Raw genomic sequence first — 12,334 nt, forward strand, 5'->3', positions numbered from 1 at the left:
TCCGACCCACCTCCACCCGGCGTGCGCCGCTCTCCAAATTTTACCCACCGCATCAGATGCTTCGCCGGCTGCAGCGCGCCTCGCGCCGGCAGCCGCCGTCTACTGTGCATGGGGTTGTTTTCGACTTTTTTGTCGTCAGACCGGGGAATGCCCCTCAGCGCGGTGATAGGTTGAACCTGCCACCGGCGCGATTCGACCAACATCCCGCGGCCGGCAGGGAGCCAGCCGCGGGCCAGCCGTCAGGTGATCCACGACGATGTTCGACAAGACCTACCGGCAGCGCCTCGAAGCTGATCTTGCGCAATGGGAGGCCGATGGCGTGATTGCGCCGGCGGCCGCCGCCTCCATTCGTCATGCGCTGCCGCCGCTTTCGCCGGGCATCAACATCGCGGTGATCGTTGCCATCGTCGGCGGCCTGTTGATCGCGGCCGCCTTCCTTGCCTTCGTCGCGGCGCATTGGACCGAGATCGCGCGGCTGTTGCGGTTCGCGATCCTGCTTGCCGGCATGGTCGTCGCCGGCGGCCTCGGCGCGTGGTTCGCGGCGACCGGCCGCATTGTTCTCGCCGACCTCTGTTCGAGCATCGGCGCGATCATCTTCGGCGCAGGCATCGCGCTGGTCGGCCAGATGTATCATCTCGGCGACGATTTTGCCGGCGGCATGCTGTTGTGGTCGATCGGCGCATTTGCCGCGGCACTGCTGACCGGCTCGCGCGGCGCGCTTGCGGTCGGGCTCGCGGCCGCCTGCATCTGGACCTGCATGCGCGTCTATGATGCGCCGGACGCCCTGCATCTTCAATTCGCGGTGGTCTGGCTGATCGCCGCCGCGCTCGCGTTCGCGTGGAATTCCCGCGTCGCTGCCCATCTCGTCGCGATCGCGGTGCTGCCGTGGTGGATCGCGACGTCGCTTCGCTTCGACTTCGAAGGTGTCCAGCCGTCCTTCGTGCTGGCGAACGGCGCGGCCCTGCTGTTCGGCGGCGGGCTCGCGATCGCCGCCGTGCCGTCGCCGCGGGCGCACCGGCTTGGATCCGTCCTGGCGATCTATGGCGCGTTCGCGCTGGCCGTCGTCGCCTTCCTGGAGGTGGCAACGGTCGACGATCTCTTCCGCCTTAGGACAAGCACGACCGCGGCCCAACCATCGTGGGCGATCATGTGCGGCGTCGCGGGTGTGGTGCTCGCGCTCGCATCCGCCGGCGTGACCAGGCGTGCCGGCGAAATCCTCGCGGCCTGCGCGATCGGGCTCGTGCTGCTCGCTGCGCCGATCTGGCCGGCATCTGCGGCGGGCGAGCCCTGGTTCGCTTATGCCGCGCTGCTCTGCGCCATGCTGTGCCTCGTCGTCTCCGGCGTGCTCGACGATGTGCGTCCGCGGATCGTCGCCGGCTGGCTCGGTATCGCCGGCGTCATCGCCGCGATCACCTGGGCGGTGAAGGGCTCGCTGCTGCGCCGCTCGGCCTTCCTGGCGGTGGCCGGCGTCATTGCCGTCGTATTCGCAACCGCACTCAATCGCGCGCTGCCGAGGGCTGAACGATGATCAAGCTCGCCGCGCTATGGCAGCGTATCCCGAAGCCCGTGCTGTTCGGTGCCGCCATCCTGCTGCAATGCGCGCTGCTGGTTCTGATGGTTGCCGACCGCGTGAAAATCCTGCGCGAGGGCCGTGAGGTGACCTTGCAGACCCGGCCGCTCGATCCCCGCGATCTCCTGCGCGGCGACTATGTCGTGCTCGGCTACGACATCTCGCAAGTACCGGCAGGTGCACTCGCCGGCCAGCCGACCGCCGAGCGTAACCCGACCGTGTTCGTCAAGCTCGCGCCTGACGCTGGCGGCCTCTATCAGGCCGTTTCCGTGCATGCCGCGCCTGTGACGGTCACGGCGCCCGACGTGCTGATCCGTGGCCGCGTGGTTTATTCCTGCGGTTCGAGTGGCCGCACCCTCTGCGACAAGCTGCAGATCAGATACGGCCTCGAAAGCTATTTCGTGCCGGAAGGCGAGGGCAAGACGCTCGAGCAGGCCCGCAACCAGCAAAAGCTGCGCGTCGTCGCCGCCGTGCTGCCCTCAGGCCGCGCCGCGATCAAGCGGCTGCTGCTCGATGGCCAGCCGGTCTATGAGGAGCCGTGGTACTAGCGGTTAGGCTGCGCGCCCAGCGCTCGCCGCAGCACGTCCCAGATCCGCGGATCGCTCATATGCGCCACGTTGAAGCGCATGGAATTCGACGCCGATTGCGACACGCTGAACACGTTGCCGGGCGCGAGCACCACGTCCTCTTCGAGCGCGGCGCGTGCAACGGCGGTGGCATCCTGCCCGTCGGCGAGGCCGCACCACAGGAAGAAGCCGCCGCGCGGCATCAGCCAGGGCTCGATGCCCAACGCCCCGAGTTTTCGCGCGACGTCGCGTCGCGTGCGCGTGAGCTTTTGCCTGAGCTCGTCCATATGCTTGCGATAACTGCCGCCGGCCAGAACCTTGGCGATGATCTCGGTCGCGACCGGGCTCGGGCCGCCGAAGCTGGTGGCGACCTGGAGGTCGACGAGATGCTCGACCCAGTCGGCACGCGCGGCAATATAGCCGCAGCGAACCGAGGCCGAGAGCGTCTTGGAGAAGCTGCCGATCCGGATCACGCGGTTCAGTCCATCCAGCGCGGCAAGGCGCGGCGATCGCTCCGGCTCGAAGTCGCCAAAAATGTCGTCCTCGATGATGGTGAGGTCATGCGCGGCGGCCGCGGTCAACAGCCGGTGCGCGGTCTGGAGGGAAAGCGTCGCGCCGGTCGGATTGTGCAGCGCTGAATTGGTGATGTAGAGCCGCAGCCGCTCGCCGTTAAGAATCTGTTCGAAGCGCGCGACATCAGGGCCCGACGGCGTGTAGGGCACGCTGACGATGTTCGCCTGATGCGCGCGCAGCAGCGCACGGAAATTGAAGTAGCAGGGATCATCGACCAGCACGGTGTCGCCGGGACGGAGCAGGAAGCGGCAAATCAGGTCGGTTGCCTGCGTGCCCGAACCCGTCAGCATCAGCTGGCCGATCGAGACCTCGATCTCGTCCTCGGCGAGGCGCGCGAGAAGCAGCCGGCGCAGCGCAAGCGAGCCGGATGTCGAGCCGTAATTGGTCAGCACGCTCGCGTCGGTGCGGGCAAGCGCGCGGGCGGCGCGCCGCAACGCTGCTTCCGGCATCCACTCCGGCGGCAGCCAGCCGCAACCGGGTTTTGGCACGGCCGCATCGGCGTCGAGCGATTGCCTGGAGACCCAGAACGGATCGACCGCCCGATCGCGGCGCGGCTCGACCTCGGTCAATGCGAGCGGCGGCGTGACCATCGGCGACACATAGAAGCCCGCCCCGCGGCGCGCGCGGATCAGGCCTTCTGCGGCGAGGCGATCATAGGCCTCCACCACCGTGGACGGCGAGACGCGCATCGTGGCGGCAAGGCTGCGGATCGCCGGCAGGCGGTCGCCGGCGCCAAGCGCGCGTCCGGCGATCTTGGCGCGGATCGCGCTCATCACGTCTATGGTCCGGGTGCCGCCGCGCCCCTTCGTTCGCGCTTCGATGTCCAAGGTGTACTGCCTTCCACACCAATACAGATTGGCCGGATTGTACTGGATTGTCACTGGTCTCGCCACCGCCGGAGGCCGAAGATGGCAACTCAAAAAAGTGGGACGGACATGCAATCTGCGGGCAACGGCTGGGGCAACGGGCTTCTCGGCGTCATCATCTTCAGCGGCTCGCTGCCGGCGACGCGCGTCGCGGTCGGCGGCTTCTCCGCGCTGTTCCTGACGTCGGCGCGGGCAATCATCGCGGCGCTGATCGGTGCGGCCGTACTCGGCTTGCTGCGCCAGGCGTGGCCGGCGCGCCGGGATCTCGCCTCGTTGACCATCGTCTCCATCGGCGTCGTGGTCGGCTTCCCCTTGCTGACGGCGCTGGCGCTCCAGCACATCACCTCGGCGCACTCGATCGTCTTCATCGGCCTGCTGCCGCTGTCGACCGCGATCTTCGCCGTGCTGCGTGGCGGCGAGCGGCCGCAGCCGCTGTTCTGGCTGTTCGCAATTCTCGGCAGCGCCACGGTGGCAGGCTTTGCCCTCTCGAATGACGGCACCGCATCAGTCGCCGGCGATCTCCTGATGGTGGCCGCGATCGTGCTGTGCGGGCTCGGCTATGCCGAGGGGGCCGCGCTGTCGCGCCGGATCGGCGGCTGGCAGGTCATCTCCTGGGCGTTGCTGCTGGCGCTGCCGCTGATGCTGCCCGTCATGATCTGGACCTGGCCGTCGACATGGAGCGGCGTCGGTGCGCCGGCCTGGATCGGGCTCGCTTATGTCTCGATCTTCAGCATGTTCGTCGGATTCATCTTCTGGTATCGCGGGCTAGCGATCGGCGGCATCGCTCGCGTCGGCCAGTTGCAGCAGCTCCAGCCGTTCTTCGGCCTGGCGCTCTCAGGTTTCCTGCTGCGCGAGCCGGTCGCCTGGAGCATGATAGCCGCGACCGCGCTCATCGTCGTCTGCGTGTTCTTCGCGCGACGATATGCCTGAGGCCCTCGCACTTCACTCTTGCCCTATCACCGTCCGCGTCAGCGCGCTTCTTGCAAATTTCTTCAGCGGCATCGGCTTGCCGAACAGATAGCCCTGCACGAGGTCGAAACCGAGCTCGTTGGCGGCCACCAGGTCGGCTCGGCTTTCGATGCCTTCGGCCGCCGTGCGCACACCGTAACCATGCGCGAGCTCGACGATATGGCGGCACACCGTCCGCTTCAGGCGATCATTGCCGCAGCCGGTGATGAATTGCCGGTCGGCCTTCAGGTTGATGAAGGGGATATTGTCCAGGCCCATCAGCTCCGGCCAGTTGGCGCCGAGATTGTCGATCGACAGGCCGATATTGTGGAAGCGCATTTCGCGCGCAGCTTCGGTGAGGAATTCGATGTCGTGGATCGCCTCTTCGCTGGCGATCTCGACCGTCAGTCCGCCGAAGGCCGGATGCGTCGGCACGCGGCGGCAGAGATCGCGCACGGCCTGCGGCTCCCTCAGGTAGGGCGCAGGCAGGTTGATCGACAGATCGACTGCGCTCTGCCGCTCCAGGAGATAGTGCCAGTCCTGCAGCGCGCGCTCGATCACGAACTCCGAGAGGGCGCGGAAATGCGGATCATGGGCCTCGGGAATGAAATAGGCCGGCGGCACCACACCCCAGGTCGGATGCCGCATCCGCACCAGCGCCTCGGCGCCGCAGCGGACCAGCGAGCGCGCGTCGATTTTCGACTGGTACCAGAGCTCGAGCCAGCCCGCATGCAGGGCCTCGCCGACATGCACGGCCGGGCTCGGCGCCGGCTCCTCGGGCAGCAGCATCGCCACGCGCTCGCGCAGCGTCTCCGCGGCAAAGGGCGTCGTGAGCGGCGGCAGCATCGCAAGTCCATATTCCTCGCCGACCTGCTGTACCGCCTTGAGGATAATCGACTCGCGGGCGCCGACCGCTACCACCTTGCCGGCAAAGGCCTCGCGCACCAGCGTCTCCAGAAATTTTCCCGGCTCGATGCCATCAGCGGCTACGCCGAACAGGATCAGGTCCGGCAATTCGCTGGCGAGCACCGTTTGCAACTCGTCCGCGCTGCCGCATTCGCTGGTGACGAAGCCGAGATCCTCGAGCACGTCGCTCAGGAAGGCGCGCAGATGGCGCTTGCCGTCGGCCACGCAGGCGCGCGGCGTCACCTTTCGCCGTCCGAAGGTCTTAGGCCTCCGCTCGGCGACTTCACTGATCCCATCACTCATCGCACACCACTCCCGTTTCGTGACGGTGGTGTTACCGATATGAGCGGATTCAAATATGGAGAGCTTCAGTCGATTGTCGAATTATCCGGGTAACGTTAAAGCCGCCATCATATGTAAAATTGTCCGGATTATCTTCGAGAAGATTTCACTTTCGCCGGCGTTTTGCGCGCAGCGGCGCGGCAATCGCTGAGATTTCCAAGAGGACGCCGACCGCACGTGAGCGCAGCCGGTGTCCTGCAATTGGACGAAGCTGCGCGCGCTTCGCCCAAATCAATAACGCCGGTATCAGTTGGCCGTCGCCTTTTCGTGCTCGGCCACGCCGACGGCCTTGTAGTCGTAGGTCGGATAGAATTCGGTGCGGTACGGCCCCCAGGCGGTGTCCTCGATGATGCGGTTGACCTCGCGCAGCCGCGAGGCCGGCAGCCGCAGCGTGACCACCTGGCCGATCCCCATCATCACGTACCAGCTCACGACCTCCACGCCCGGCGGTGGAAAGGCTTTGCGGAAGCCTTGCCTGTCGAGCTGCGCGTTCAGCTCACTGAGCGGACGCGACTGGTCGTGCTTGAAGAAGACGGTGAGCAGCACGGCATTGTCGGCGGTCGGCGCGGCGTTGCCGGAGGGCGGTGCCGTCTGCGCCATCGTCGCCGGTGTGAGCGCGCATGCGCCCGTCAGCCACGCCGTCACCATCAACGCCAGTCGGATCGATCTCATCGCCTATCTCCTTCCCAATGCAGCATGCGATGCATCGGAGAATAGGAGCGATACATTCAGTCCACGAATTCATTTTCGCGCGACGCGCGCATGTTCCCCCGCCGCGCGTGTCAGTCATGCGACAACTCGCGCAGGCGCCGGGCCGACAAGTGTGAAGCACCTCACATGCGCCTTGCTGCACCTGCGCTATTGGTCCACCTAGCCGGTGGTGGGCTGTCAGGGATTGCAGCTATGACGACGCGGCGATTGATCTATTGGTGGTTCAGGTTCGTGATGTCAGGGCGATTTCTCGATCGCTTCCTGTGCCTGCCGCACGCGCCCGAATAGCGGGAAAACGTTTTCTGTTTGAGCATGATCTTGTCGGAAAACCGCTTCACACGTTTCCGGATCATGCTCTAAGTCGCCCCGATCAATTTGCGAAGCGCCGCCGCGCCGTCCTGCACGGCGTCGCGGCCCTTCCAGGCCAGATAGCTCAGCTTACCGCCCAGCGTTTCCTGGCTGCGCAGCCGGCGCGATCCGAGGATGTGACCGACATTGGCGGGGAAGCGGCTAACCTCGGCCGACACCAGCGCCGCGATCGCATCCATCAGTTGCTGAAGCCGGGCGCCCCATTCGCTCTGCTCGATGCCGTCGATGCGAAGCTTGAGCGCGTGTTCGGCCTCGTAGATTTCGGTGAGCAGGTCGCGCGCGACGAGGAAACGGTTGTGGCGAAGTGCGATCCGCAGGGCGAGGCGCTTGTCGTCGAGCCGGTCGAGCACCATGGGAACGACGCAAGCATAGGGCGCCGCTGCAATGTCGGCGGCGCTCTTGCTCGCGGCCGCATTGGTCGCAAGGTATGCGAGCTGCCAGAATGTCTTCAGGCGCCTCGCCACCAGCGCCAGTGCAAAAGGCAGCGCATTGGGATTGGCCTTCTTGAACGCGTCGAGCCGCGCGGTGATCTGGGCGACCTGGCCGTCGTCGAATTTCGTGATGGTCTCGGGCAGCTTCGCGTTGAACTTCGGCAGTGCGTCGCCGGCGTGCAGCACCCGCTGCATCTTCTTCACGTCGTTGAAGGCGGTGCGCGAAGCCGTGTATTGCGCGAGCTTGCCGCGCGCGAACTCTGTGCTCTCGGCCGAGGCGAGCGTGTTCTCGAGCACCTTGACGACCTTGACTTGAAAGGTCGTCGCGATCTTCAGCACTTCCTTGGGATTGTTGGCGGTGACCTGGTCGTTGATCGCCTTGACGTAGTCGCGCGCCATGGTCGGCAGCAGGTCGCGGCAGATCCATTCCCAGATCGGGGTGAGCGTGTTGCGCGAGATCCGTCCCGCATTGGCGTGCTCGGGCGCGCCGTCAATCAGGAGCAGCTCGAGCGGCGCGAAGAAGTAGCGCGAAGGATTGGTGGCGCGCGCCTGGTTCGATCCGTCCTTGCGGAACTCGGCGCGCAGTTTTGCCTGCACGCCGGCCGATCCCGGCATGTCGATGCCGCACGATTCGAGCCGCTCGAGTTCGCTCAGCAGACAGCTGCGCGACAACGGCGTCAGCTTCTGCAGGAACTCCGAAAGCTGGTCGACCTCGTCCATGGCACGCAATCTCTCGCAACGATTCCAGCAGGCCTGCCGGCGGCCCAGTGCATGGAGGCATTTGCGCGCTCTCAATTGTGACAAAGAGAAGCAGGCCGCCGTTAATTTATCCGTAAAATCCGGGGCGCCGCGGGCAAGCGAGTCGCGATCGTTGAGGATGCCCCCGGCGCTCTGCTCATGATTTAGGCAGGTTTATCAACCCTGACATGGTCAAATATCCCAGTTTGCAAGCATAAATTGTGCCTGCGTCGCCTTTTCAGCACAGAAGCGACGAAATTACCGTAGTCTTACGGAGAAAAAAGTTAACCACAGACCGCCCCGGGTTCCGCTACACAAGTCACATGGGGTCACAGAACGATACGGTTGCTGATTCGCGGCCGTCGGAATGGTTCGAAAGCAGCACTGCTCCGACCGAAGAGCTCGATTTCGTCCGGCTGAATGCCGCCCGCGCCAAGGCGGCCGACGAGATGGCTGCGGCCATCGCCCGCGAGCTCAACGGTCCCCTGACCGCGCTCCTGCTCTACATGGGCGAGATCAAGCACCACAGCGACCAGCTCGCGCCCGTCTCGGCGGACCGTGCCTATTTGCAGCAGGTGGTGGAGAACGCACTGGCGCAGACCGAGCGCGTCTGCGGCCTGGTCAAGCAGCTCGCCGGCTCTCACAAGGGCGCGTTGCCTGCGCCGTCCACAACCGAGGATGCCGAGTCGAGGGCCGGCCGCGTGCTGCCGGCGCCGCGCGAGGCGGGCTCCGAATTATCGAGCCTGTCGGGCAAGCGGCTGACCAAGCGCGAGCGTGAAGTGCTGCGGCTGATCAGCGAGGGATTTTCGAACAAGCAGGGGGCGCTGCGGATGCAGATCAGCCCGCGCACCTTCGAGAGCCATCGGGCCGAAGCGATGCGCAAGCTCGGCGCGCGCAACACCGCGGACCTTGTCCGCGCGGCGCTGCTGCATTCGATCGATTGAGGCCGTCGTCTGGCGCCGCCTGGTGGCGGCGCGGTCGCGACTAAAAATAATCCTCGGCGAAGGGGCGCACGCGCGAATTGGACCGCCGCGCCTTCGGCTCTTCCTTCGGGGCACTTGGGATGATGGTGATGGTCCAGCGCGGCGGGATGGTCGAATCCTGCTCCAGCACCGAGCGGACAAAACCCGTCACCGTGGACTCGCCCGCCTTCACCGTGGCCATCCGGCCGTTGAACTGCGCGATGCGGAAGCGACGGACCTCTTTCTGGTCCGCAGTCTCATAGGTGAACATGGAAACCCTCCTGGTTTCCGGCGACTATCGCCACCTATGATTAGTCATCTGTGAAAATTGCAAACCGTATAAGTACGGCGGGGTGCAGGCGGCGATGGTCAGTCCTGCGGTTCCTGCGCCTTCGCGGCGGTGAAAGCCTCATCCATCTGCTGCCGTAGATCGCTGAATTCGGCGTCGTCCAGGGTGCCGGCGGTGCTCTCGAGCCGCAGCGCCAGCGCCGCGAGCCTGAGATAGCCGAACGTCCTGGCCGTGCTCTTCAGCGAATGCGCCTCGCGCGTGATCCGGCCACGATGCTGGCCGAGCGCGAGCGTATGAAACAGCTTGAGCCGCGCGCTCGTCTCGCTCCAGAACACCGCGCGCACTTCACAGGCGCCGTCCTCGCCGATCTCGCGCACGAGCACGATGAACGCGCCAGGCTCGCGCAGCGGTTCAAGCTCGCGCAGGGGCGCGGTAGCGAGCGCGCCCTGCGCGGGCGCGAAAGCGGCGTCGAACATGGTGTCCCGGTCCCCGTGATGCGCGTCGCGGTGCGAGGCGTCCGGGACATCTACGCTATCCCGATTTCGGTTCTGGTCACCAGATAGGCTGTGTTTGCAAGCGGCGTTAAGCACTTGCTTTACCATGCGCCGCAAGCACCTGCTTGACCATGTGCCGCGCGCCCGTCAGGGCCCGAGCAGCCGGTCGTACTGGGCCTTGACCGTGGCGTAGCATTCGCACGCCGTCTGGCGCAGCCCCTCCAGATTGAGGATCTGGATGTGTCCGCGGCTGTAGTGGATGAAATTGGCCTGCTGCAAGGTATTGGCGACCAGCGACACGCTGTTGCGCCGCGCCCCGATCATCTGCGCCATGGCCTCCTGGGTCAGCAGCAGCCGGTAGTCGCCCGACAAATCATGGGTGTGCAGCAGGCAGCGCGACAGCCGCGCCTCCACCGGATGCGCTGCGTTGCAGCCCGCGGTCTGCTGCACCTGCGCGTAGACCGCGAGCCCGTGGCGCGTCAGCAGCGTCCGCAGGGTGGAGCTCTGTTCGGCCGCCATGCGCAGCCGATCGAGGTCCATCACCGATGCGACGCCGGGAACCAGCACGACCGCCGTGTTCAGCGCGCAGGCATCGCCCATGGTCGAGAGTGTCCCGAGCAGGCTGTCACGGCCGATCATGGCCACCTGGACATGCTCGCCCTTGGCAAGTTTCACGACCAACGAGATCACGCCGCGGTGCGGGAAATAGGCGCGCTTGAGCGTCTCGCCGGTTTCGACCAGCACCGCATCATGCGGCAGATCGACTGTGCGCAGATGTGCACGGATCGATTCATAATCGTCTGCCGACAGTGCTGATAGGAAACCGTTGGATGGGCGTACCATCGTTTCCAAATCTGCCTCCCGTCTCCTCCGCCGGAGGAACGCCCGCCCCCGCATTCGCTGTCCTCGGCAAGTTCCATCATGTTCGCGGCGGGATATATTGGCAATTGGTTCGTTGTTCACAGCTGCGCCCATCGCCTTGATACCCGCTTGATGTGCACGCTGCATGCAGCCGAGGTCGCCTCCGTGCCCGCCGATCGATGATTTCGAGTAGGCGTGTCGCAGCGCTACGCCTTCACCCAAGACAGTCTTTCTGACCAATTCAGTCGCGATTGAGATGAGAGCGCAACAGAGCGAAGTCGGCAGCATCGAGCATTCGCAGCAATTGGTTGGGCGCTGGTCCGCTTGGCTGCGCGCCAAATAGATATATCTTATTGGTTGTGTTGATGTCTATATACCCGTTGAAGGGCAGACAGCCTGCCGCATTTTCGGCGGAAATGAGAACTGCGCGCTGATTCGTGCGTGCGCCCGGCGAGCCAGTCCTGCGTCATCAACCGGGAATGAGTGGCAAGGGGGCCTTCATGAGCCGGAAACGGGCAATCGACGGCAGGCATTGCATCCGCATGTTCATCGGTTGCCAGCTGCTCCGCACCACCTTTCTCCCTCGTCGATTCTTTTCAGCCGTCAGCAATTGCCTCGCGCCATTGCCTGACCTGGCCGCAGATCTCGCGTTCTTCCTGTTCGCGTGCCGCACAAGTTCGACTGTGCGCGCGGTCATCACCATTTCAATGCAAGCGAGAGGAGAACGGCGTGCGCTACGGTGCAATTATTGAATCGCCGAAACGAGAAACTCGAACGACGATAGAAAGCTCGCGCCATATTCTGGTCGTCGACGACGACCCGATGGTGTGCATGGCCATCGAAATCTATCTCCAGCGAAACGGTTTTCGGGTCACGATTGCCGACGGGGGAGAAGCGGGACTTCGCGCGCTCGAGCATCAACAGTTCGACCTGATGATCGTCGACATCTTCATGCCGCATATGCGCGGCTTCGAATCGATCCGGTTCTTTCATGACCATGCACCCGCCATTCCGCTGATCGCGATGTCCGGCTACGCCTTTGCAGATCTGAACTCGCCCGCGCCCGACTTCCTGAGGATGGCGCTCGAGCTCGGCGCCGCGCGCTGCCTGCGCAAGCCGTTCACGCCGAACGCGCTGCTCGCTGCCGTCAAGGACTGTCTTGCCGAACGTCATGCCGCTGCTGCGCGGCTGGGTTAGCGCGTTATTGTCCGCGACGCTCGCGAGGTAAGAGTCCGTTTACCGCGAGCGCGATCCTTGCGGATTTCAGCACAACATCGACAGACGGTCGCAGAGGCGATTTCGGTCGCGCGTGATTTGATTCAATTCGCGCGGTCCGTGCATATCTCCCGATTCTGGCGGGATTTTTCTGCGCCTATCCCGGCGCTGTTATCGGCGCGTTTACCTGTTGCGCCTTCGGCCCGATGCCGCATGCGGGATTTGCCGAAAACCGCAGCCTCGCGCCGTCGAACAGCAAACTTCGCATCAATATCCGTATTAGCACGGAGGATGAAATTAACGGGACCGTGAAATGGGTTGTCTAACGATCTAGGAGTGGACTTCCGCCGATTCCAAGCGCGGCGCAGGCGTCGAGGTCAGCTCAGTCAAGGCGTAGCTCATGGATGATCTGTTACGGGAGTTTCTGACGGAGACCAGCGAGAGCCTGGACACCGTGGACAATCAGCTGGTGAAGTTCGAGCAGGAGCCGAAC

12 protein-coding genes are annotated in these 12,334 nt (G+C 64.6%); 5 read left to right on the top strand and 7 right to left on the bottom strand.

Translation table 11 applies throughout. The features are described from left to right. Window positions 1–256: 256 nt before the first annotated feature. Window positions 257–1,528 carry a DUF2157 domain-containing protein gene (locus ABID58_RS35995; RefSeq protein WP_354037614.1) on the top strand — a complete coding sequence of 424 codons (1,272 nt, stop codon included), beginning with the start codon at window positions 257–259 and terminating at the stop codon, window positions 1,526–1,528. Then, window positions 1,525–2,118, top strand: coding sequence for a GDYXXLXY domain-containing protein (locus ABID58_RS36000; protein ID WP_354037615.1), 594 nt, complete (start codon window positions 1,525–1,527; stop codon window positions 2,116–2,118). Before ABID58_RS35995 ends, ABID58_RS36000 begins: the two co-directional genes overlap by 4 nt. Here ABID58_RS36000 and ABID58_RS36005 read toward each other — a convergent pair. Beyond that, window positions 2,115–3,482 carry an aminotransferase-like domain-containing protein gene (locus tag ABID58_RS36005; RefSeq protein WP_502916459.1) on the bottom strand — a complete coding sequence of 456 codons (1,368 nt, stop codon included), beginning with the start codon at window positions 3,480–3,482 and terminating at the stop codon, window positions 2,115–2,117. The two genes, ABID58_RS36000 and ABID58_RS36005, sit on opposite strands and share 4 nt — an antisense overlap. A 162-nt stretch (window positions 3,483–3,644) precedes the next feature. Here ABID58_RS36005 and ABID58_RS36010 point away from each other — a divergent pair, with 162 nt between their 5' ends. Then, a complete protein-coding gene (locus ABID58_RS36010; RefSeq protein WP_354037617.1) occupies window positions 3,645–4,505 on the top strand; it encodes a DMT family transporter in 861 nt (286 codons plus the stop codon). A gap of 12 nt (window positions 4,506–4,517) precedes the next feature. On the opposite strand, the gene ABID58_RS36015 is transcribed toward ABID58_RS36010, so the two are convergent. From ABID58_RS36015 to ABID58_RS36025, 3 genes are all read right to left on the bottom strand, one after another. Further along, window positions 4,518–5,732 carry an EAL domain-containing response regulator gene (locus ABID58_RS36015; RefSeq protein WP_354037618.1) on the bottom strand — a complete coding sequence of 405 codons (1,215 nt, stop codon included), beginning with the start codon at window positions 5,730–5,732 and terminating at the stop codon, window positions 4,518–4,520. A gap of 285 nt (window positions 5,733–6,017) precedes the next feature. Continuing rightward, window positions 6,018–6,443 carry a hypothetical protein gene (locus tag ABID58_RS36020; RefSeq protein WP_502916458.1) on the bottom strand — a complete coding sequence of 142 codons (426 nt, stop codon included), beginning with the start codon at window positions 6,441–6,443 and terminating at the stop codon, window positions 6,018–6,020. 395 nt (window positions 6,444–6,838) lie between these two features. Next, on the bottom strand, window positions 6,839–8,002 hold the full coding sequence (locus ABID58_RS36025) for a hypothetical protein (RefSeq protein WP_354037619.1): 1,164 nt from the start codon (window positions 8,000–8,002) through the stop codon (window positions 6,839–6,841). Between the two features lie 341 nt (window positions 8,003–8,343). Here ABID58_RS36025 and ABID58_RS36030 point away from each other — a divergent pair, with 341 nt between their 5' ends. Then, on the top strand, window positions 8,344–8,964 hold the full coding sequence (locus ABID58_RS36030; RefSeq protein WP_148755165.1) for a helix-turn-helix domain-containing protein: 621 nt from the start codon (window positions 8,344–8,346) through the stop codon (window positions 8,962–8,964). Window positions 8,965–9,004: 40 nt separating this feature from the next. Here ABID58_RS36030 and ABID58_RS36035 read toward each other — a convergent pair whose 3' ends face one another. From ABID58_RS36035 to ABID58_RS36045, 3 genes are all read right to left on the bottom strand, one after another. Beyond that, the gene (locus ABID58_RS36035) at window positions 9,005–9,253 is read right to left on the bottom strand and encodes a hypothetical protein (protein WP_148755166.1); all 249 of its coding nucleotides are present in this window, start codon (window positions 9,251–9,253) and stop codon (window positions 9,005–9,007) included. A gap of 98 nt (window positions 9,254–9,351) precedes the next feature. After that, window positions 9,352–9,747: an Hpt domain-containing protein gene (locus tag ABID58_RS36040; protein ID WP_354037620.1), complete on the bottom strand. Its 396-nt coding sequence runs from the start codon at window positions 9,745–9,747 to the stop codon at window positions 9,352–9,354. Between the two features lie 165 nt (window positions 9,748–9,912). Continuing rightward, on the bottom strand, window positions 9,913–10,608 hold the full coding sequence (locus ABID58_RS36045; protein ID WP_187435307.1) for a Crp/Fnr family transcriptional regulator: 696 nt from the start codon (window positions 10,606–10,608) through the stop codon (window positions 9,913–9,915). Window positions 10,609–11,406: 798 nt separating this feature from the next. Between ABID58_RS36045 and ABID58_RS36050 the strand changes: the two genes are divergently transcribed. Then, window positions 11,407–11,823 carry a response regulator gene (locus ABID58_RS36050; RefSeq protein WP_354037622.1) on the top strand — a complete coding sequence of 139 codons (417 nt, stop codon included), beginning with the start codon at window positions 11,407–11,409 and terminating at the stop codon, window positions 11,821–11,823. The last annotated feature ends 511 nt before the right edge of the window (window positions 11,824–12,334 follow it).

The organism is Bradyrhizobium sp. S3.2.6, assembly GCF_040546885.1.
In the GTDB taxonomy this organism is placed as follows: domain Bacteria; phylum Pseudomonadota; class Alphaproteobacteria; order Rhizobiales; family Xanthobacteraceae; genus Bradyrhizobium; species Bradyrhizobium cytisi.